The organism is Serinibacter arcticus (assembly GCF_003121705.1).
Classification (GTDB): domain Bacteria; phylum Actinomycetota; class Actinomycetes; order Actinomycetales; family Beutenbergiaceae; genus Litorihabitans.
In genome coordinates, this window is record NZ_PYHR01000002.1 from 1,737,664 (window position 1) to 1,759,146 (window position 21,483).

The following is a 21,483-nucleotide window of genomic DNA, read 5'->3' on the forward strand; positions in this document are numbered from 1 at the left end:
CGACCCACCAACACGAGGGCGCGCCCACCAGGGGGCGCGGGACACCTCAGCGGTCGAGACGCAGCTCCCCGTCCTGCCGCACCACGCGCACTCCCCCGGGCACGTCGGCGCCGCGCTGCCCGCGCCAGGACGTCGCGAGCGCGGCGACGGCGTCCAGGTGCACCGCCCCGAGGTCCCCGGCCGGCGACCCGGCGCTCACGAGCCAGGTCCGCAGCACCCGGGGCAGCAGCGCGGGCGGCGCCGCGAGCAGGGCCTCGACCGCCAGCCCCGACGGCGTCGTGGCGGCCTCCAGCGCCTCGGCGGCGAGGACGTCGAGCAGGTCGGCGTCGGCCCGCAGCTGGTCGGCCGTGCGCGCGAGCGCCGCGACCGGATCCGCGCCGAGTGCGTCGGCCAGCGCCGGCAGCACCCGGTGCCGGACGGCGGACCGCGGCAGCGCCGCTCCCGCGCTCGTGGTCTGCGGCCCGTCGACGGCGTTGCCCGGGTCCTCCCACCACGTCACCCCCTGCGCGGCGCACGCCTCGCGCAGGAGCGCTCGCCGCAGCCCCAGCAGCGGGCGTCGCACCAGACCGCGACGCGGCGGGATCCCGGCCAGCGAGCGGGCGCCGCTCCCCCGCGCCAGCCGCAGCAGGACCGTCTCGGCCTGGTCGTCCATCGTGTGCCCGAGCAGGATCGCGACGGCGCCCGTGCGGGCCGCGACGTCGTCGAACGCCGCGTGGCGGGCCGCGCGCGCCCGCTCCTCGAGCCCGCCCGGCCCCACGACGACGCGCTCGACGAGGACCGGGTCGAGCCCGAGCTCCCGGCACCGACGGGCGGCGCCCTGGGCGACGTCCGCCGATCCGGGCGCGAGGCCGTGGTCGACGACGACCGCCCCGGCCCGCAACCCGGCCCGCGGGGCGACGAACGCCGTCGCCGCCGCCAGGGCGAGCGAGTCGGGGCCGCCGGAGCAGGCCACGAGGACGAGGGAGCCCTCGGGCAGGTCGCGCAGCTCGTCCCTGACCGCGGTGCGGGTCCGGGCGACGGCGGGGTGCGGCCCCGTCACGGTGCCACGCTGGGGTCCACGCGGGAGGTCAACCGTGGACGCGCGCGACCCACGCGGCCGGATCGGTGATCTCGGCCGGGGTCGGGAGATTCTCGGGGCCCGCGAACACGGCGTTGAGCCCGGCGTGGCCGACGCTGCCGCGCACCCCGCGCACGAACGTGGCGCCGTCGCGGTACTGGGCGAGCTTCGCGTCCATCCCGAGCAGCCGACGCATCACGATCGAGGTCAGCGTGCGCTCGTCGCGGCGCTTCTCGAAGCCTGCGCGGATCTGCTTGACGCTCGGGACGGCCGAGGGGCCGACCTCGTCCATCACGACGTCGGCGTGGCCCTCGAGGAGCGACATCACCGCGACCGCCCTGGACAGCACGTCGCGCTGCTCAGGACCGAGGACGACGTCGAGCATCGCCGGGAGGGCGGTGGGACCAGCGGTCCCGGCGTCGGTGTCCGGGTCGGGCGTGCCCGCGGCCTCGGCGTCGTGCGCGACGGTCTCGGGGCCGTCGACCTCGCCGTCACCGTCGTCGGAGCGCAGTGCCCCGCGCAGCCGGCTCAGGAAGGAGGCGGTGCTCTCCTCCCCCTCGGCGCCCTGGGCCTCGATCACCTGACGCAGCGCGCCCCGCAGGTGCTCGGCCAGCCACGGCGCCGCTGCGAACTGGACGGCGTGGGTCTGCTCGTGCAGACAGACCCAGAGGTGGAAGTCCTGCGGATCGGCGTCGAGCTGGCGCTGCACCGCGAGGACGTTCGGCGCGACGACGAGCAGGCGCCCGCGGCCCGGCTCGGGGCTGACGTAGGGGTCGAACTGTCCGAGGACGCGCGTCCCGAGCAGCGCCAGGACCCAGCCGAGCTGCTCCCCGGCGACCCGGGCGGCGCCGGGCATCCGAGGCGCCGGCAGCAGTCCGTCGGTCATGTGGGCGAAGGTCTCGGCGGCCGCGGCGGCCCAGCGCGGCCGGTCCACGACGAGGGCCTGCTGCTCGGCCGCGATCTCGGCGGCCTCGGTCAGACCGGTGACGTCGGCGACGTAGGCGGGGGCGTCGACGGCGGCCGACCGCAGGGAGGCGACGAGCTCGAGCAGTCCGTGCCGGTCGATCGGCGGACCGGCCTTGGCCAGGCTGCCGGCCCGTGCCACCGCGGCGTCCCAGTCGATCGCGTCCGTCATCGCCCCAGCCTAAGCGCCGGTGGTCGGGCCGCACGGTGCCGATCCGTCGCCGTCGAGGGCGGCGTCGGGGTCGGCGTCAGGAGCAGCCGCAGGCGGTCAGCGTGCGGACCCACTCGTCGACCTCGAGGCGGGCGGCGTAGCTGCCCGCCGTGGGGACGCCGTCGGCCATCACCGTGAAGGCGAGCGCGCGACCGTCGGCGGTGACGGTGTACCCGGCGAGGCTGACGACTCCGGGCAGCGTGCCGGTCTTGGCCCGCACCTGTCCCGCGTCGAGGTCGCGGTTCGTGAGGGTTCCCTCGAGTCCGGCCACCGGGAGGGAGAGGGCGAGCTCGCGCATCGCCGGGTTCGTCGCTCCCACGAGCAGGAGGTCGGTGAGCAGCCGGGGACTGACCCGGTTGCTCGACGAGAGGCCGGAGGCGTCGTTGAGCGAGGTTCCCGAGACGTCCACCCCGAGGTTGGCGATCGCCGCGAGGATCGCCGTGGCGGCGCCGTCGAACGTCGCGGGCTGCTCCGCCTCGACGGCGACCAGCCGCCCGATCACCTCGGTCAGCGTGTTGTCGGAGTCGGCCATCGCCAGGTCGAGGATCTCGCCGATCGACGCCGACTCGACCCGGGCGAGCTCGGTGGCGTCGGCGGCGGCGGTCCGGCGCGAGGGGCCCTCGCGGACCTCGATGCCCTGGGCGCGCAGCGCCTCGGCGAAGACACGGGCTGCGGAGTCGGCGGGGTCGGTGTCGCGCTGGTCCCTGCCCGCGATCAGCCCGACGTCGATCCCCAGCGGCTGCACCGGCGCCACGAAACCCCCGGTGTAGTCGATCGAGGACCAGCCCGGGGCGAGCTGGCCGCCGCCGAAGAGCGAGTCGTCGACCCCGAGGGAGACGGACGTCACCCCGCGCCCGGCCAGCGCGGTGGCGGTCGCCGCCGCCAGGTCGCCGAGCCCGGCGCGCCCGACGACGGCCGTCGGGTCACCGGCCCCCGCGGCCAGCGCGATGTCGCCACCGCCCACCAGGACGAGCTCGTCGGCGCCCTGCAGCCGCGCCGTCGTGGGCAGGGTGGCGGTGAGGTCGAGGGTGGCGACGGCGGCCGCGGCCGTGAGGACCTTGGTGGTGGAGGCGGGGAGGCGTGCCGTCGTCTCGTCGGCGGCGGTGACGGTCTCGCCCGTGGCGACGTCGACCACGAGCACGCCCGGCGGGGTCCCGACCTCGGGCGCCGACCGCAGCGCGTCCAGAGCGCTCTGCAGTGCCGCGGCCGTCGGCGTCGGGGCGGCCTCGTCCAGCGAGCGCAGGACCAGCGGGACGGGAGCGCCCGCGGCGGGCGACGGCGTCGGGAACGGCTCGGGGGTGGGCCACGGCGCGGCCGTGGTGAACGGTCCGGGGACGACGCCGGCGCCGTCGGCGGCCACGTACCCGGCCCCGAGACCGACGACCGCCACGACGGTGGCGGCGGTCACGATGACGCGCCTGCGACCCACGCGTGCCCCTCTCGACTCGATCGCGGGGAACCCGCGGCGGACGCCGTCGGAAGGACCCGTCCCTCCCGACCTGCGGGGCGCGGTGTGCAACGCGCCCGACGTGCGTCAGACTGTCCCCCACAGTAGTCACGCGGCGCCGACGCGGGCGACGGCAGTGCCGAGCACAGATGAGAGGTCATGCGGTGAAGTTCGACGTCACGATCGAGATCCCCAAGGGTCACCGGAACAAGTACGAGGTTGACCACGTCTCGGGCCGAATCCGGCTGGACCGCATGCTCTTCACCTCGACCCGCTACCCCGACGACTACGGCTTCATCGAGGGCACCCTCGGCGAGGACGGCGACCCGCTGGACGCCCTGGTGCTCCTCGAGGAGCCGACGTTCCCGGGCTGCCTCATCGAGTGCCGCGCGCTCGGCATGTTCCGCATGCGGGACGAGGCCGGCGGCGACGACAAGGTGCTGTGCGTGCCGGTCGGCGACCAGCGCGCGAGCTGGCGCGACGACATCGACGACGTGTCGGAGTTCCACCGCCTCGAGATCCAGCACTTCTTCGAGGTCTACAAGGACCTCGAGCCGGGCAAGTCCGTCGAGGGCGCCCACTGGGTCGGCCGCGAGGAGGCCGAGGCGGAGATCCTGCGCTCCGTGCAGCGCGCGAAGGACGCCGGGCTGCACCACGCGCACGGCGCCAACGCCCCGCACTGATCCACGCTCGCCCCCGGCGACGACGACGGCCCCGCTCCAGCAGGAGCGGGGCCGTCGTCGTCCGCGAGGGGTTTGCGCACCGCCGGCGAGGGGTTTGCGCACCGCCGGCGAGGGGGTTGTGGTCAGCCGGCGTGCTTCTGGACGAGCGCGCCGATCTTCGGCAGGGCTCCGACGAGCACCTTGCCGAGCTGCGGCTTGAACTTGTCGAACATCGAGCGCTGGTTGCCGGTGCCGACCTCGGACTCGATGGCGGCCATGACGGCGGCGCTCACCTGGTCGGAGTTCGCCGCGACGTAGGCGCCGAAGTCCGTGCCGCCCTGCGCGCGGTGGGTCGTCCAGAACGGGTCGAGCGCGTCGGCGAGCGTGCCCAGGTAGGCGTTCGCGCCGCGCTGGACGACGTCGGGGCGCTTGGCCTTGGCGGCCTTGACCGCGGTCTTCGCGGCGATGCCGGTGAGGCCGCTCATCCCCGCGACCTCGCCGTCGATCAGGGCGGCGAGGTCGGCGACGGCGGCGGGCTTGGTGTCAGCAGCGGTGAGCTGCTCGCGGAGCGTGGTCATGCCTCGATGCTAGGTCAGCCGACACCCCGGCCGACCGTGGCGACCAGCGATCCGGACGTCAGGAGACGCGGCCGTACCCGATGAGGTTGGTCGAGTAGATCTTGTCGTGGACGATCCCGACACCGGGCTTGGCGGCGTGGACCTTCATGCCGGGGCCGGTGTAGATCGCCACGTGGTAGATGCCGCTCGCAGCCCCGTTGTTCGACCAGAAGATCAGGTCGCCCGGCTGCAGCTCGCTCTGGGAGATGCGCGTGGTCGCCTTCCACTGGTCGCGAGAGACCCGCGGCAACGTGATGCCGACGGTGGAGTACGCGTACTTGACCAGGCTCGAGCAGTCGTAGGCGCTGGGGCCGTTCGCCCCGAGCTTGTACGCGAGGCCGACCTTGCCCATGGCCGCGTTGACGGCCTCCTGGCCCTTGGACGTCGCCGGCGGCACGATGACCGGCGGCGCCGGGGCGGGGGCCGGGGGCGGCGTCGGCTTGGGGGTGGGAGACGGAGCAGGGGCGGGAGCCGGAGCGGGAGCCTGGGTGGGCTGGGGCGCAGGAGCCTGCGTCGGCTGGGGAGCGGGAGCCTGGGTGGGCTGGGGCGCAGGAGCCTGGGTGGGCTGGGGCGCGGGAGCCTGTGTGGGCGCCTGCGTGGGCGCCGTCGTCGGGGCGGGCGCGCTCGTCGTCGGAGCGGGGGCGGGCGCGGCTGCCGCCGGCGCGGCCACCGAGCGCGACGCCGCGGCGAGCCGGTCCTGCGCCGCCTTCTCCTCCGCGGCGCGCTGCTGCGCGAGCAGATCCTCCTGGTAGGCGCGCTCGACCTCGATGCTGCGGTTGCGCAGCGTGGCGAGCTCGGCGACGGCGGACGTCATGACGGCGGCGGTCGCGTCGCGCTGCGCGGTGGCGTCCTCCTGCAGACGCTCGGACTCGGCGAGCGCCTCCTTCGCGGCGTCCTCGCGCGTGGTCAACGTCTCCTGCGCCGTGGTCGCGCGATCCGCGGCGACATCGGCCGTGTTCTGGGCCTCACGGGCCGTGTGCACCGAGGTGCCGGCCGCGTCGGTGGCCACGGACATCGCGGCGGAGCGACGCAGGACGTCGGCGAACTCGTCGGCGCCGAGGAAGATCTGGGCCTGACGAACGACGCCACCGCCGTTGCGGTAGCTGGCGAGCGCGACGGCGGCGAGGGCATCGCTGGCCGTGTCGGCCTCGGCCTGGGCGGTGACGACGGCCTCGTCGGCAGCGACCTTGGCCGTGCGGGCCTCCTCGGCCCTGACCTCGGCCGCGAGGTAGTCCTCCCCGGCGACGGCGGCGGCGACCTCGGCATCGGCGAGAGCGGTGTTCGCCGCGGCGAGGTCACCCTCGAGCTCGGCGACCCGCCCAGCCTGCGAGTCGACGGCGGACTGCGCCTGCGCCCGCTCGGCCTCGGTCGGTGCCGCACCGGCGGGGACCAGGAGTCCTCCGAGACCCACGAGGGCGGCGGCCAGGGCTGCTGCGGCGGCGCGGGCGCGAACGCGTCCGGGCGTCGATGCGGTCATGTGTGGGGCTCCTCGCGGTGTCCGGCGTGTCGCTGAAACGATGCGGACACAGGCTCAGCCTCGACTTTAGCCCGCGACTTGAGTGTGTCAAACCCTCCGAGGTCAATTCAACACGCCGCATGCAGGCCCCCAATAATTACACGCGTGTAGTTCCCTGTCGATCTCGCTCGACCGCCGGGGCGGACGACGGCGGCACCTCGCCGTCGCGATCGACCATCCACCCACTGAGACGTCCGGTCCCACTCGTGACCGCGCCACCCACCGGTCCTAGCGTCACCAGCGTCCGCCGTCGTCATCCCATCGCAGGAGGCCGTACCCATGAGCACCGACTGGTCGTTCGAGACCCGCCAGATCCACGCCGGCCAGGTGGCCGACCCCACGACCGGGGCCCGCGCCCTGCCGATCTACCAGACGACGTCGTTCGTGTTCGAGTCCGCGGAGCAGGCGGCTGCGCGGTTCGCCCTCGCCGAGCTCGGCCCGATCTACACGCGCATCACGAACCCGACGACCGAGGCCGTCGAGAACCGCATCGCCTCGCTCGAGGGTGGCGTCGGCGCCCTCCTGGTCGCGTCCGGCCAGGCCGCCGAGACGCTCGCGATCCTCAACATCGCCGAGGTGGGCGACCACGTCGTCGCGAGCTCGTCCCTCTACGGCGGCACGTACAACCTGCTGCACTACACGCTGCCCAAGCTCGGGATCACGACGACGTTCGTCTCCGACCCGCACGACCCGCAGCAGTGGCGCGACGCCGTCCAGCCGAACACGAAGCTGTTCTTCGGCGAGACGATCCCGAACCCGAAGTCCGACGTCCTGGACATCGAGACGGTCGCCGGCATCGCGCACGAGGTCGGCGTCCCGCTCATCGTCGACAACACGGTCGCGACGCCGTACCTGGTGAACCCGATCCAGTGGGGCGCCGACATCGTCGTGCACTCGGCCACCAAGTACCTCGGCGGCCACGGCACCTCGATCGCCGGCGTCATCGTCGACGCCGGCACGTTCGACTACGCCCAGCACCCCGAGCGCTTCCCGAACTACAACACGCCCGACCCGTCGTACAACGGGCTGGTCTACGCGCGCGACCTGGGGGTCGGCGGGATCTTCGGCGCCAACCTCTCCTTCATCCTCAAGGCGCGCGTGCAGCTGCTGCGCGACCTCGGTGCCGCGGTGAGCCCGTTCAACGCGTTCCTCATCGCGCAGGGCATCGAGACGCTCTCGCTGCGCGTCGAGCGTCACGTCGAGAACGCGATCAAGGTCGCCACCTGGCTCGAGGCGCGCGACGACGTCGCGTCCGTCCACTACTCCGGCCTGGAGTCCTCGCCCTGGCACGCCAACCAGGTCAAGTACGCCCCCAAGGGCGGCGGCGCCGTCCTGGCGTTCGAGCTCGACGGCGGGGCCGAGGCCGGCAAGGCGTTCGTCTCCGCGCTGGAGCTGCACTCGAACGTCGCCAACATCGGCGACGTCCGCTCGCTGGTGATCCACCCCGCCTCGACGACGCACAGCCAGCTCACGCCCGCCGAGCAGCTCTACTCGGGCGTGACGCCCGGCCTGGTGCGTCTCGCCGTGGGGCTCGAGCACATCGACGACATCCTGGCCGACCTGGAGCTCGGGTTCACGGCCGCCGCCGCGGTCTCCGGAGCGGCCCCGCAGGCCGTCGACGCGACGGTCTGACACCCGTCGCAGCACGCCCCGTGCGGCCGGAGCGACGGCTCCGTCCGCACGGGCGTTCCGGGTCGGGTCCGCGCCCGGCCGAGCTCCGGCGGGCGCGGATCCCGCCCGCCCACCGACCACGGAGGAGGCCGGACCATGTCCTACCCGTACGATCACCGGGTGAGTGCCAGCGAGCGGCGACCGCCGCGCTCCCGTCTCGCGCCGTCGGCGCGAGGCCAGGTGCGCGCCGAGGACGGCAGCCCGCTGCCCGTGAGCTCCGCGTGGCGCCCGGGCCAGCCCGTCGGCAACCGACGGTTCGTCGACGTCGGGGACATCGACCTCGAGGCCGGCGGCACCCTGCCGGGCGTCCGGCTCGCGTACGAGACCTGGGGCACCCTCAACGAGGCGCGCGACAACGCCGTCCTCGTGCTGCACGCCCTCACCGGCGACTCCCACGTGCTCGGCGACGCGGGCGACGGTCACCTCTCGGCGGGCTGGTGGTCGGAGATGGTCGGACCCGGCCGTCCGATCGACACGAACCGCTACTACGTCGTCGCGCCGAACGTTCTCGGCGGGTGCCAGGGCTCGACCGGACCCGCGTCCCCCGCCGCCGACGGCGTCCCGTACGGCTCCCGCTTCCCCGCCCTCACGGTGCGCGACCAGGTCGCCGCCGAGATCCGCCTCACCGACGCGCTCGGGGTCGAGCAGTGGGCCCTCGTGATCGGCGCCTCGATGGGCGGCCACCGGGTGCTCGAGTGGGCGGTGGGCGTGCCCGACCGGGTGCGGGCGTTCGCCGCGGTCGCGACGGCGGCCCAGACCACCGGCGACCAGATCGCCTGGCTGCACTCCCAGATCGGGGCGATCGTCGCCGACCCGAAGTTCGCGGGCGGCGACTACTACGACGCGCCCGACGGCGAGGGTCCGCACGTCGGCCTCTCGCTCGCCCGCCAGATCGCGCACACGACCTACCGCTCCGCGCGCGAGCTCGACACGCGCTTCGGTCGGATACCGCAGCGTGCCGAGAACCCGCTCGACGGTTCCGGCCGGTTCGCCGTCCAGTCCTACCTCGACCACCACGGCGCCAAGCTCGCCCGACGGTTCGACGCCGGCTCCTACGTGACGTTGACGCAGTCGATGATCACCCACGACCTCGGACGCGACCGGGGCGGCGTCGCGGCCGCGCTCGCCGGGGTGACGGCGCGGGGCCTCGTGATCGCCGTCGACTCCGACCGGCTCTTCCTGCCGGCGCACTCGTCGCTCATCGCGCGAGGGCTGCGGGACGCGGACCTGCACGTCATGCACTCCGACCACGGGCACGACGGCTTCCTCATCGAGTTCGACACGCTCGGCCCCATCGTCGCGGCGTTCCTGGGCGAGGTCGCTCCGGCGGTCCGCCACCACCCCTGACGCGAGGCCCTTCCGGTCCACTCGCGAGGCCCTTCCGGTCCACTCACGAGGCCCTTCCGGTCCACTCACGAGGCCCTTTGGGTCCACTCGCGAGGCCCTTTGGGTCCGTTCGCGAGGCCCTTGCGCACGACGACGGGCGGCACCCTCACCGGGTGCCGCCCGTCGTCGTCCCGGCCCGAACGGGCCCGGAGCCGTCAGCGCAACTCGTGCGACCGACGTCGCGCCAGACCGCCCCGGATCGCGAGGCCCAGCGCCAGCAGCACCACCGCCAGCAGCGCGGAGGTCACGGTGACACCCGTGGCGGCCAGACCCCCGCCGGTTCCCTCGCCGTCGGCACCGTCCGCACGGTCGCCCCCGTCGGCCGACGACGTTCCTTCCGGCTGCCCGGGCGTGCCACCCGGCTGCCCCGGCGTCCCCGGGTCCCCGGGCGTCCCACCCGGCTCCCCAGGAGATCCCGGGGTCCCCGGCACTCCGGGTGCTCCCGGCGTCGGCTCCGCCTCGGCGATCGCGAAGACCAGCTCGGCACCGTCCCCGAGCCGCGTCCCCATCGCGGGGACCGCCTGCACGGACCACGTGCCCGCGCCTGCCACGGTCTGCTCGAGCGTGGCGGCCCAGGTGCCGTCGTCGTCCACCGTGACGACCTGGGGCGCGACGGCGGCGAACATCTCCGCGCCCGCGCCCTGCGACGCAGTCACCTGGACCTGCGACCCGGGTGCCCCGCGCCCGGAGAGCTCCGTCAGCACGAAGTCGGACGGGGTCGTGGCCTCGACGGCCGTGTCCAGAGCGAACGGCGAATCGATGTCGGCCCGCTCGATGAGGAACTCGGCCGGCGTGATCGCCCGATCCACGATGCGGGTCTCGCCCACGCAACCGTTCCAGCCGTGGGACGGCTCGTCCCGCGCCCAGGACGCCCCGATCACCCACGGGTAGTCGGGATTGAAGAGCATGCCGTCCAGCCCCGTGGCGTTGCGGAGCACCGGCACGCCGTCGACGTACATGATCGTCGTGCTCGCGATGGGGTCGTTGACGACGGCGACGTGGTGCCAGCTGTCGAGCAGGATCTCGCCCGACCACAACGAGCTCGAGTAGCCCCACTCCTGGCCCGGGATCGTTCCCCACTGGAACTCGCGCAGGTTGGAGACGCTGAGGAACGCCGGCGACGAGTCGTGGTCGGCCGACCACTGCGTGGGCAGCGCCGAGCGCCGCCCCGCCCGCGTCACGGCGGCTGACCAGCGGTTGTCGTCGGCCGTCCAGCTGCCGTCGAGCTTGAGGAACGACTCGATCGTGTACCCGCCGTCCAGGTCGACGTTCGTCACCGGAGCACCGAACTCCGTCAGGAGGTAGGAGGTGCGTCCGGCCACGCGCGAGGAGTTGGCGAAGCAGACCGCCGCGCCGTCGGAGGAGAAGGCGTGCACGTCGCTGCGCGAGACGGCGATGTCGCCGAGCTCGTCGGCGGCGTCCGTCTGGTCCAGGGCAGGCGGTGCATCGGGCTCGCCCCGACCGCATCGGTGATCGTGCCGTTCTCCGGCACCGGGCCCTCGGCCTGGTCACCGAAGCGCCAGTGCGCCACGGTGCCCTCCACGGCGACGTGGTCCTCGCGGGCACCGGGGGCCTCGATGGCCTCCGGCGGGGCGCCCTCCCAGCCCTGGGAGACGATCTCGCGAGCGCGCTGCGAGAGGTTGCCCAGATCGTCGTCGGTGGGAGCGAAGTCCGGCGCGAAGCCCGCGAATCTGTCGGCGAAGTCGACAGGCAGGGAGAACGACTGCCACTGACCGGTCAGGTACGGCGAGTCGTCCCGGGTGACGTCCTCGGGGAGCTTCTTCGTGATCCACGGCGAAACCGTCTCGACGTCCAGCGACCCGCTGGCGAAGTCCATCTCGATCAGCGAGAGGTAGCCGTTCCCACCGTGAGCGGCCATCTGGTAGTCGGTGAGGATCTGATAGACCTCGTTGCCGGCGTCGTTGATCCGCGTGCGCTGCGTGGCGCCGTGGAAGTGGCCGTTGAGCGTGAGGAAGATCTGGTCGTTGCCCGCGATGAGGCGATCCCACAGCTCCTGGCCGAACCAGAAGTCGGCGGGCGTGATCTGGTCGGACTGGACCCCGATGATCGCGTGCGAGGACAGCACGACGGGAACGTCGGGGTGCGCGTCGAGCACGCCCTGCGCCCAGGCGTAGACGCTCTGGTCGGCGTTCCACGGCAGCGCGAGCGACATGAAGGTCTCGCCCTGCGCCTCGAAGGTGTAGGCGGTGCCGAGCCCGTTCTGGAACGAGTCGACGAAGCCGGGGTTGGCGCTCACGCGGCTCGTGGCGAAGTTCGACAGGTAGCGCGGGGAGTTACCGACGCTGCTGCGCGCCCCCTGGTCGACGACATCGTGGTTGCCCGGGAGGATCGAGTAGCCGAGGCCGCCGTCCTCCAGCACACCCATCGCGCGCGAGGCTGCGGTCCACTCCTGGGCCTGGTTCTCCCGGTCGACGACGTCACCCACGTGGACCACGAACGGAATGTTCAGCTCGGCGGCGTTCTCGACCAGCCACTCGGTCTGCACCTGGAACGGGTCGGTGCCGTAGCGCGGCACGAACTGGTCGGCGGAGTAGCGCGAGTAGAACTGCGTGTCGGGCAGCACGGCGAGCGTGAAACGCGAACCGCTCTCGGCCTGCGCGACGGCGGACGTCGTGGCCCCCGTCGTCGCGATCGGCGCAGCGGTAGCCGGCGGTGCACCGGGAGCGGTCACACCGAGGGTGACGGCGACGGCGGCCGCCGCCCCGAGCGCACCGACCCGGGTGCCACGTGCGGTCCGGGGGTGGTCGGGGGTCTGACGACGACGGGCCGCAGGTGCGCTCACGGGGCGACCTCCTCGGCCGCGAAGACCTCGAGCTCGGACAGCGTCATGTAGCCGCCGTCGGCCTCGAGCACGACGCGGACCGCCGTGGCGCGGACGGGCTCGAACTCCACCGACAGGTCGAACCGCTGGCCGGAGACGTCCACGGGCATCGCCGTCGTGGTCGGCACGTCGAGCCAGCCGCCGCGCACGTCGCGGTACTGCACGGTGACCGAGCGGATCGCGCCCTCGGGCCCGTCGTAGAGACGGATGCCGTCGATCGTCTGCAGCTGCGCGAAGTAGAACGCGACCCAGTCGCGCGGGTTGTGCCCGCCGCCGAACCAGTTGGACCAGCCCTTGTTGGTCGTGTTCCCGTCCTTGAGGTCACCGTTCCCGCGGTCGGGCGCGTAACCGGGCTCGACGTAGGAGGCGCCGGCGCGGACAGTGGTCGTGCGCAGGACGTTGGTGCCGGAGGCGGCGACGGCGAGCGAGGTGGCCGAGTCGGCCGTCGACGGGGCGGCCGACTCGGCGGCCGTCCCGGTGGCCGTCCCGGTGGCCGCCGAGGCGTCGGTCACGGCGGGCTGGGCAGCGGCGTGTCCGGCGCCGACCACCAGTCCGGCCGCGAGGAGTCCGGTCACGGCGCGGGCGCGCCGGGGCGAGACGTGCATGGTGGGGTGTCCTCTCGTGCCGGGGTTGGGGGGCGACCCGGCAAACGATGGTGACGTTAACAACGGCCCCGTGGCGCTCAGCGAGCACGAGGCGAACCTCAGGTGGACGACGCCTGAACTTCTCGCCCCGACGGGCACCGCGCCGTCGAACCGACCCCGCGCTACAGCAGGGGCAGGAACGGCCGCAGGTCCGGCAGCCCCTCGGACAGGTTGCCCGGACGCAGTGCGGTGCCGCGCTCGTCCCACGTGATCCGTCCGGTCGCGAGCCGCACCCAGGCCCGCTCGTCGACCACGTCGAGCTCGTACCCGCTGCGACGGCGGAGGATCGCGAGCAGCTGCTGCGCCACGATCGTCCGCGCCGTCGGGTCGACGGGCGTGGTGACGTGCACCGCGCGCGCGAGGTCGTCGGCGTGCACCACGAGCTCGACGAGCCGGGTCAGCACGAGGGAGGTGAGCGGGATGAGCCCGCGCCGCACGCGCACCACGCTCACGCCGTCCGCACGCAGCCGGGTGAGGTTCGCGACGGCGAGCCCCACCTTCTCCTCGACGTCCCCCACCGGGTCCGCGGCGTGCTCCTGCGCGAGCTCGACGGCGCGGGCGTGGATGCCGGCCGCGTTGTCCGCGTAGCTGGCCAGGTAGCTCGCGAGGTCGTGGCGCCGCTCGTCGCCGTGGACGTCCTGCTCGCCGTCGGCCGCCTCAGCGCCGGCGAGGACGGTCATCGCCTGACCGAGGTGCGCCACGAGGTCGCGCACGCGCCAGTCGGGCAGGGCTGACGTGTCGAAGACGTCGTCGTCGAGCGTGCGCAGCCAGTCCACGACGGCGCTCGACTGCTCGGCGAGGTCGGCGTCGAGGAGGGCGGGGTCGACCGCGATGTCGCTCATGGGGCGAGGCTAGTACCGGGAGGGCCGGTGATCGGGCAGGATCCTCGCCATGGCGACGCACAGCTTCTCGACCACCCTGTTCCTCGACGGCAACAACACCGGGATCGAGGTGCCGGCCGAGGTCGTCGAGGCGCTCGACGCCGGGAAGCGACCGCCCGTCGTCGTCACGGTCAACGGCTTCACCTACCGCTCGACGATCGCCGTGATGGGCGGTCGCTTCCTCATCTCGTTCTCCTCCGACAAGCGCAGGGCCACCGGCCTGGCCGGCGGCGACGCGATCGACGTCACGCTCGAGCTCGACACGGCGCCGCGCACGGTCGAGGTCCCCGCCGATCTCGTGGCGGCTCTCGACGGCGCCCCCGGGGCCCGCGCTGCGTTCGACGCCCTCTCCCCCAGCGCCCGCAAGGCGCACGTCACCGCCGTCGAGGGCGCGAAGGCCACCGAGACCCGGGCGCGGCGGGTGGCCGCCGTCGTCACCAAGCTCGGCTTCTAGGCCACGACGGCGAGACCCGAACGGCCTCGCCACCACACCCGAACGGCCTCGCGACCAGACCAGAACGGCCTCGCCACCACACTCGAAAGGCCTCGCGAACGTCAGCGCGGGGTGGCGTGCAGCCACACGACCCCGTGCGGCGGCAGCGTCACGCCGTCGCGAAGATCCATCGTCCGCGCGGCCACGAGATCCCGGGCGAGCGCGTCGAACCCGCTCAGCGTGACGGCGTCGACCTGCACCGCCTCGTCGCCCACGTTCGCCAGCACGAGCACGCGCGGCCGCTCGTCGGTCCAGCCCGGTCGCTGGAACGCGACCACGCCGCGGTGCGGGGTGTGGAACGGCAGCAGCGTGCCGCCGCCGAGCTCCGGCGTCTCCTTGCGCACCTCGATCAGCCGGCGCAGGCCGGCGAAGAGGCGCCCCGCCGTCGTCGACGGATCGGTGCGTGAGTCGTACGCGGCCTCCGGCCGGAAGGGTCGGTTGACCCAGCGCGAGTCCCCCGCCTCGGCCTCGCGGTCGGCGTAGGCGTAGTCGTTGAGCTGCCCGACCTCGTCCCCGAGGTAGAGCAGCGGGATCCCACCCGTCGAGAGGGCGAGCGCGTGCGCGAGCAGCACCCGGTCGACCCCACCGCGATCACCGGCCTCCACCCCGGCGAGCGACGCCGTCGTCCCGGCGATGCGGCAGTCGCCGGTGCGCGGGTTGTCCTGGAACGGGACCCCGCGCGCGAACGAGCCCGGCACGCGGTCGACGTAGAAGTCGTTGAGGAACCGGCGGTGGGGGTAGCCGTCGATGCCGAGCTCGGCGGCGTCCTCGTCGGCGAAGGTCCAGCCGATGTCGTCGTGGCTGCGCACGTAGTTGACCCACGCGGTGCCGGCCGGCAGGCCGTGACGCCGCTCGAGCGCCTGGTTGAGCAGCGACGCGTCGCGCGTGGCCAGCGCCTCCCACGTCAGCGCCATCTGCAGCGGGTTGTAGGAGATCTGGCACTCCTCCTCGCTGATGTACGTGACGACCTCGTCGGGGTGGACGATCGCCTCGGACTTGAACAGCAGCGACGGCGCGGCCATCCGCAGCACCGCGTTGAACGCCTGGAGCAGGAGGTGCGCCTCGGGCAGGGACTCGCACGTGGTTCCGAGCCGCTTCCAGATGAAGGCGACGGCGTCCATCCGCAGCAGCTCGACGCCCTGGTTCGCGAGGAAGAGCATCTCCCCCGCCATCGCACGGAAGACCGCGGGGTTGGCGTAGTTCAGGTCCCACTGGAAGTGGTAGAACGTCGCCCAGATCCAGCGTCCGTCCGGCAGCTGCACGAACGAACCGGGGTGGTCGTCGGGGAAGATCTCGCGCGTGGTCCGCTCGAAGGCGTCCGGCATCGTGCGGTCGGGGTAGATGAGGTAGAAGTCGGAGTAGTCGACGCCGTCGACCACCTCTCCCGCCACGGCCCGTGTCGCCCACACGTGCTCGTCGCTGGTGTGGTTGAAGATGAAGTCGACCACCAGCGAGATCCCCGCCTCGCGCAGCTCGCGCGCCAGCGCGGCGAGCTCGGCCATCGACCCGAGCGCGGGATTCACGTCGCGGTAGCTGGAGACGGCGTAGCCGCCGTCGGAGTTCCCCTCCGGGCTCGCGAACAACGGCATCAGGTGCAGGTAGGTCAGACCGAGCTCGCGGAAGTACGGGATCTGACGGCGGACGCCGGCCAGCGACCCGGCGTACCGGTCGACGTAGCAGACGCCGCCGAGCATCCCGGCGTCGAGGAAGAAGTGTGGGTCGGCCTCGCGCCGGGCGTCGAGGGCACGGAGGTCGGCGGGCCGCTCGCGCCACGAGTCGGCCGCGAGGTGCACGACGGCGGTGAGCGCCTCGAGCACGTCGGGTCGGGTCCCGTAGAGCTCGCCGAACAGGCGGTGCAGCGTCGGGAAGTGCTGCGCGAACCGGACGGCGAACGCGTCGTCGTGGTCAGGGCCCGGTGCCAGGGCGGGGACGACTGCTCGGACGTGGTCGGCGTCGACCAGGACGGAGCGGTTCAGCAGGGACATCGGTCCTCCTCCAGCCGCATTCACGGCGGGGACGAGCCTAGTGGGGGCGGCCACGGGAGGCCGCTCCGGGTCCAGCGCCGTTCGGGCGCGACGGCGTCGACGCCGCCCGACCTGTTGACCCGCCTCCGGCGCGCCCGTAGACTGGACCGTGACGCGCATATCTATTCATGATGGATTGCAGTCCCGGTAGCTGACGCGACGGAGCGCACTCCGCACTCTCCGACGCGTCTCGCACCATCCCGATCTCCACCAGCCACACGACCACCGTCGGTCGTTCAGCGATGAGGAGGACCACTCGCCGGGGCGCAGCCCCGCCGCCGATCTCGAGCGTCAGACACAGCTCCACGACCTCTGCGAGCAGACGTGGTCGGGCCGAACGCAAGCCGGCCCGACCACGCCAGACCAGGCTAGAGGCGGGGAGTTCCTCCAGCGACCCGGAGCACCGAACCAGGTCGCCGTGTCCGGCGCCGTCCCGGCTCACCCGCACCACCACCCAGGGGGCACCCGCAGGCACCGTCGCCTGCTCGACCTGGAGGTAGAAGCTCGTGCACTCGAGTACCCACCACCGGCTGCGACCCGCAGTCGTCACCGCAGCAACCCTCGGTCTGCTGCTCCCGCTGGCCGTGGCGATTACGGCCGGCGCCGCTCCGACCACCACGTCCGCCGCCCCGACCGCCGTCGCTGCGGACGCAGGAGGGGCGGCACCGGACGCCGTCGACCCGCGACCGCGGACGATCATCACGCAGGACGGCGAGATCGACGACATGGACTCGATGGTCCGCTACCTGTACTACGCCAACGAGTTCGACCTCGAGGGGATCATCTACTCGAGCTCGATGTTCCACTGGCGGGGCGAGGACCCCGACGCCCCCGCCGACGTGAACGGCGTCGGTCAGTGCGGCGGCGGCTTCAGCGGAGCCCGGAGCTGCACCGAGCCGTTCCGTTGGACCGGGACGGCCTGGCTGGACGAGTACCTCGACTCATACGAGGCGATCTACCCCAACCTGGTCAAGCACGCCGACGGCTACCCGACCCCGGACGAGCTGCGTGACCTCTACCTCGTGGGGAACGTCGACTACTCGTCGGCCATGTCGAAGGACACCGAGGGGTCCGACCACATCAAGGACGTCCTGCTCGACGGCGACCCACGTCCGATCTACGTCCAGACGTGGGGCGGCCTCAACACGCTCGCCCGCGCCCTGAAGTCGATCGAGGAGGAGTACCGGTCGACGCCCGGGTGGGAACAGATCTACGCCGACATCACGGACAAGCTCGTGATCTACAACATCCTCAACCAGGACAACACGCTCGCCGGCTACATCAAGCCCTCGTGGCCGGACGTCAAGGTGATCGACAACCAGAGCCAGTTCTGGAGCTTCGCCTACCAGTGGGCTCGCCGCGTGCCGGCGCCGTACCAGTACACGCTGCAGGCGCCGTACATGCAGGAGCACTTCCTGCAGGGACACGGACCTCTCCTGGAGGGCTACCACACCTGGGGTGACGGTCAGGCGATCGACGGCGAGCTCCCCGGCGAGGACCGGTGGTCTCCCGACCGCTCCGTGAATCCGCTCGCGCAGTTCCCCGCGTCGGGCCGCGCGCAGTTCGACTTCATCTCGGAGGGCGACTCCCCGGCCTTCCTGCACCTGCTCGACTCGAACGGTCTCCGCGCCCAGGAGGACCCGACCTGGGGCGGCTGGGGCGGTCGCTTCGCACCGAACGCCTCGGGGTGGCTCGACACGAGCGACGTCAACCCGTACACGAACGCCACCGACCGCAGCTACCCGCAGACGCGCTGGGTCGAGGAGATCCAGAACGACTTCGCCGCCCGTGCCGACTGGGGTGTGGCCGAGAGCTACGAGGACGCGAACCACGCTCCGCAGGCGTCGGTGGCCGAGGGTCTGGACCACGCCGTCCGCGCCGGCCAGCACCTCACCCTCGCGGGCTCCGCCACGGATCCCGACGGCGACACCGTCGATCTGGCCTGGTGGGACTACCACGAGGCCGGGACCTACCCCGGCGCCGCCCTCGAGCTGACCCAGGACGACGGCCAGGTCTCGTTCCAGATCCCGACCGACGCCGAGCCCGGCCAGACCATCCACCTCATCCTCGAGGCCACCGACGACGGCGAACCCGCCCTGACCCACTACCAGCGCGTGGTCCTCAACGTCACCGAGCCCTTCACCGACGTCGCCCCCGACAACCAGTTCCACCTCGAGATCTCCTGGCTCTCCGCCAACGGGATCTCCACCGGCTGGGACAACGGCGACGGCACCCGCTCCTACCGACCCCTGGACTCCATCAACCGCGACGCCATGGCCGCCTTCCTCTACCGCCTCGCCGGCAGCCCCACCTACGTCGCCCCCCGCACCTCGGAGTTCACCGACGTCCCCGTCGGCAGCCAGTTCTACAAGGAGATCCACTGGCTGGCCTCCCGGGGCATCACCACCGGCTGGGCCAACGGCGACGGCACCTACTCCTACCGCCCCGTGACCCCCATCGCCCGCGACGCCATGGCCGCGTTCCTGCACCGCTCGGCCGGCTCCCCCGCCGTCGAGCTCCCCGCCACCTCACCCTTCGCGGACCTCGACCCCGGCAACCAGTTCTACGCCGAGATCGTCTGGATGCACACCACCGGCATCGCCACCGGCTGGGACGGCAACGACGGACGCGACTACTACCGACCCCTGGCCCCCGTCGCCCGCGACGCCATGGCCGCCTTCCTCCACCGCGCCACCGTCAAGCCCGTCTGACCCGACCCGACGCTGGGTGGGGGCCGCCTGTCCCCACCCAGCGCCCCGTCGAGGGCGACGACGCCCTCGACGTCGACGAAAGGAAGCACCGTGAAGCCATTCACCCCTCGTGCCCGAGGGTTCGTCGCCGCGCTCGGCGTGGCGGCCGTGATCGCCCCCCTGTCGATCTCGACCGCCGCCGCCGCCCCGGCACAGACGCCGTACCCGACCGCCTTCACCGCCGTCGGCGGTATCGAGGTCAACGCGGACAAGCCGCGGACCATCGTGACGACCGACCCCGAGCTCGACGACCTCAACTCGCTGCTGCGGATGTTCCTCTACGCCAACGAGATCGACATCACCGGTCTCGTCTACTCCGCGAGCCAGCACCACTTCGAGGGCGATCCCGCCCAGGGGATCGCCCCGTTCCGGTGGCCCGAGCCCGACAGCGTCTTCCACATCGACCAGGCGATCGACGCCTACGAGGAGGTCTACCCCAACCTCGTCGCGCACGACCCGAACTACCCCACCGCCGACGCCCTCCGCGACGTCACGTACTGGGGCAACGTCAAGAACGTCGGTGAGATGACCGAGGACACCGAGGGCTCGGACTTCATCAAGGAGATCCTCCTCGACGACGAGCCCGGTCAGGTATTCCTCGAGGCCTGGGGCGGCCCGAACACGATCTCGCGCGCACTGAAGTCCATCGAGGAGGAGTACAGGGGCACCCCCGAGTGGGACGCCGTGTACGACAAGGTCGTCGAGAAGGCGGTCATCACGAGCTGGGGCCAGCAGGACACGACGTTCACCAGCTACGTCAAGCCGAACTGGCCCGACATCCACAACCGCGAGGTCCGCACGAGCATCTGGGGCTACTCCGCCCGCGGCGTCGTGCTGCCGGAGCACGCGCAGTACCTGACGCCCGGGTGGACGGCGGCGAACGTCTCCTCCGTCGGGCCGATCGGTGAGGCCTACCGTGTCTGGGGCGACGGCAAGCAGATGGCCGCCGGGTTCGACGACGAGGACTACTTCGGACTGTCGGGCTACACGGCCGACGAGCTGCGCGCGATGGGCTACGGCGTCTGGACTCCCCCGCAGCCCAAGGGCGCCTGGATCTCCGAGGGAGACTCCTCCAACTTCGCGCTGCACGTCGACAACGGTCTCCGCAGCTGGGCCCACCCCTCGTGGGGCGGCTGGGGCGGACGTCAGGCCCCCAGCGCGACCGATCCGCTGAGCTGGTCCAACAGCGGCGTCCGCGACATCGGCCCCGACGGCAACCCGAAGAACGACTTCGCCGCCGCGCGCTGGTTCGAGGACTTCCAGCTCGACTTCGCCGCCCGACTCCAGTGGTCCGTGACGCCGGCCTACGCCGACGCCAACCACCACCCCGAGCCGTCCGTCGCCGAGGGCACCGACCTCGCCGTCCGCGCCGGTCAGCACGTCACCCTCAACGGGGCGGTCACCGATCCCGACGGCGACGCCGTCGACCTGACCTGGTGGGACTACGCCGAGGCCGGCACCTACCCGGGGGCGGGCCTGAGCCTGTCCGACGATGACGGAGCGGTCTCGTTCCAGGTCCCGGCCGACGCCGAGCCCGGTCAGACCATCCACCTCATCCTCGAGGCCACCGACGACGGCGAGCCCGCCCTGACCCACTACCAGCGCGTGGTCCTCAACGTCACCGAGCCCTTCACCGACGTCGCCCCCGACAACCAGTTCCACCTCGAGATCTCCTGGCTCTCCGCCAACGGGATCTCCACCGGCTGGGACAACGGCGACGGCACCCGCTCCTACCGACCCCTGGACTCCATCAACCGCGACGCCATGGCCGCCTTCCTCTACCGCCTCGCCGGCAGCCCCACCTACGTCGCCCCCCGCACCTCGGAGTTCACCGACGTCCCCGTCGGCAGCCAGTTCTACAAGGAGATCCACTGGCTGGCCTCCCGGGGCATCACCACCGGCTGGGCCAACGGCGACGGCACCTACTCCTACCGCCCCGTGACCCCCATCGCCCGCGACGCCATGGCCGCGTTCCTGCACCGCTCGGCCGGCTCCCCCGCCGTCGAGCTCCCCGCCACCTCACCGTTCGCGGACCTCGACCCCGGCAACCAGTTCTACGCCGAGATCGTCTGGATGCACACCACCGGCATCGCCACCGGCTGGGACGGCAACGACGGACGCGACTACTACCGACCCCTGGCCCCCGTCGCCCGCGACGCCATGGCCGCCTTCCTCCACCGCGCCACGGTGAAGGAGGTCTAGGCGGGCACTCCCCCGCCGGAACCGGCCCGGCCACCCTCGGGTGGCCGGGCCGGTCTCGTCGGGCCGACCGGGCCGCTCTCCTGTGGGGGCCTGGCAGTACCCGGAACGGCCGCCCCG

At 72.8% G+C, this 21,483-nt stretch carries 16 protein-coding genes; 6 read left to right on the forward strand and 10 right to left on the reverse strand.

Annotated features, from left to right (window positions below; translation table 11 throughout):
* Nucleotides 1-46 precede the first annotated feature (46 nt).
* The 3 genes from tilS to dacB form a co-directional block, all read right to left on the reverse strand.
* A complete protein-coding gene (gene tilS, locus C8046_RS08040; protein WP_109228988.1) occupies nucleotides 47-1,039 on the reverse strand; it encodes a tRNA lysidine(34) synthetase TilS in 993 nt (330 codons plus the stop codon).
* 28 nt (nucleotides 1,040-1,067) lie between these two features.
* Nucleotides 1,068-2,192: a zinc-dependent metalloprotease gene (locus tag C8046_RS08045; RefSeq protein ID WP_109228989.1), complete on the reverse strand. Its 1,125-nt coding sequence runs from the start codon at nucleotides 2,190-2,192 to the stop codon at nucleotides 1,068-1,070.
* 76 nt (nucleotides 2,193-2,268) lie between these two features.
* A complete protein-coding gene (gene dacB, locus C8046_RS08050; RefSeq protein WP_158277168.1) occupies nucleotides 2,269-3,639 on the reverse strand; it encodes a D-alanyl-D-alanine carboxypeptidase/D-alanyl-D-alanine-endopeptidase in 1,371 nt (456 codons plus the stop codon).
* 203 nt (nucleotides 3,640-3,842) lie between these two features.
* On the opposite strand from dacB, the gene C8046_RS08055 reads away from it, so the two are divergent.
* Nucleotides 3,843-4,361, forward strand: coding sequence for an inorganic diphosphatase (locus C8046_RS08055; RefSeq protein WP_109228991.1), 519 nt, complete (start codon nucleotides 3,843-3,845; stop codon nucleotides 4,359-4,361).
* A 122-nt stretch (nucleotides 4,362-4,483) separates the two neighbouring features.
* Here the strand turns inward: C8046_RS08055 and C8046_RS08060 are convergent, their stop codons facing one another.
* Both C8046_RS08060 and C8046_RS08065 read right to left on the reverse strand, forming a co-directional pair.
* Complete coding sequence (locus C8046_RS08060) at nucleotides 4,484-4,918, reverse strand: DUF6918 family protein (protein WP_109228992.1); 435 nt, start codon at nucleotides 4,916-4,918, stop codon at nucleotides 4,484-4,486.
* A 58-nt stretch (nucleotides 4,919-4,976) separates the two neighbouring features.
* On the reverse strand, nucleotides 4,977-6,434 hold the full coding sequence (locus C8046_RS08065; protein ID WP_109228993.1) for an NlpC/P60 family protein: 1,458 nt from the start codon (nucleotides 6,432-6,434) through the stop codon (nucleotides 4,977-4,979).
* Between the two features lie 318 nt (nucleotides 6,435-6,752).
* On the opposite strand from C8046_RS08065, the gene C8046_RS08070 reads away from it, so the two are divergent.
* Both C8046_RS08070 and metX read left to right on the forward strand, forming a co-directional pair.
* Nucleotides 6,753-8,105 (forward strand): bifunctional o-acetylhomoserine/o-acetylserine sulfhydrylase, encoded by a 1,353-nt coding sequence (locus tag C8046_RS08070; RefSeq protein WP_109228994.1) that lies wholly within the window; start codon nucleotides 6,753-6,755, stop codon nucleotides 8,103-8,105.
* 159 nt (nucleotides 8,106-8,264) lie between these two features.
* Nucleotides 8,265-9,491, forward strand: a complete 1,227-nt coding sequence (metX, locus tag C8046_RS08075; RefSeq protein WP_235866231.1) for a homoserine O-acetyltransferase MetX — start codon at nucleotides 8,265-8,267, stop codon at nucleotides 9,489-9,491.
* Between the two features lie 194 nt (nucleotides 9,492-9,685).
* Here metX and C8046_RS08080 read toward each other — a convergent pair whose 3' ends face one another.
* The 4 genes from C8046_RS08080 to C8046_RS08095 all read right to left on the reverse strand — a co-directional run bounded on the left by C8046_RS08080 (nucleotide 9,686) and on the right by C8046_RS08095 (nucleotide 13,858).
* Nucleotides 9,686-10,906, reverse strand: a complete 1,221-nt coding sequence (locus C8046_RS08080) for a LamG-like jellyroll fold domain-containing protein (protein WP_109228996.1) — start codon at nucleotides 10,904-10,906, stop codon at nucleotides 9,686-9,688.
* On the reverse strand, nucleotides 10,825-12,333 hold the full coding sequence (locus C8046_RS08085; RefSeq protein ID WP_109228997.1) for a metallophosphoesterase: 1,509 nt from the start codon (nucleotides 12,331-12,333) through the stop codon (nucleotides 10,825-10,827). The genes C8046_RS08080 and C8046_RS08085 overlap by 82 nt, the downstream gene beginning before the upstream one ends.
* Nucleotides 12,330-12,977 (reverse strand): discoidin domain-containing protein, encoded by a 648-nt coding sequence (locus tag C8046_RS08090; protein WP_109228998.1) that lies wholly within the window; start codon nucleotides 12,975-12,977, stop codon nucleotides 12,330-12,332. Before C8046_RS08090 ends, C8046_RS08085 begins: the two co-directional genes overlap by 4 nt.
* Before the next feature lie 161 nt (nucleotides 12,978-13,138).
* Nucleotides 13,139-13,858 carry a maleylpyruvate isomerase N-terminal domain-containing protein gene (locus C8046_RS08095; RefSeq protein ID WP_109228999.1) on the reverse strand — a complete coding sequence of 240 codons (720 nt, stop codon included), beginning with the start codon at nucleotides 13,856-13,858 and terminating at the stop codon, nucleotides 13,139-13,141.
* 49 nt (nucleotides 13,859-13,907) lie between these two features.
* Here C8046_RS08095 and C8046_RS08100 point away from each other — a divergent pair, with 49 nt between their 5' ends.
* Nucleotides 13,908-14,351: a YdeI/OmpD-associated family protein gene (locus C8046_RS08100; protein ID WP_109229000.1), complete on the forward strand. Its 444-nt coding sequence runs from the start codon at nucleotides 13,908-13,910 to the stop codon at nucleotides 14,349-14,351.
* Nucleotides 14,352-14,452: 101 nt separating this feature from the next.
* Here C8046_RS08100 and C8046_RS08105 read toward each other — a convergent pair whose 3' ends face one another.
* Nucleotides 14,453-16,375, reverse strand: a complete 1,923-nt coding sequence (locus tag C8046_RS08105) for an amylosucrase (RefSeq protein WP_109229001.1) — start codon at nucleotides 16,373-16,375, stop codon at nucleotides 14,453-14,455.
* A 545-nt stretch (nucleotides 16,376-16,920) separates the two neighbouring features.
* Here C8046_RS08105 and C8046_RS08110 point away from each other — a divergent pair.
* The gene (locus C8046_RS08110) at nucleotides 16,921-19,125 is read left to right on the forward strand and encodes a nucleoside hydrolase-like domain-containing protein (RefSeq protein ID WP_199224416.1); all 2,205 of its coding nucleotides are present in this window, start codon (nucleotides 16,921-16,923) and stop codon (nucleotides 19,123-19,125) included.
* 90 nt (nucleotides 19,126-19,215) lie between these two features.
* Complete coding sequence (locus tag C8046_RS19280) at nucleotides 19,216-21,366, forward strand: DUF1593 domain-containing protein (RefSeq protein ID WP_235866233.1); 2,151 nt, start codon at nucleotides 19,216-19,218, stop codon at nucleotides 21,364-21,366.
* The last annotated feature ends 117 nt before the right edge of the window (nucleotides 21,367-21,483 follow it).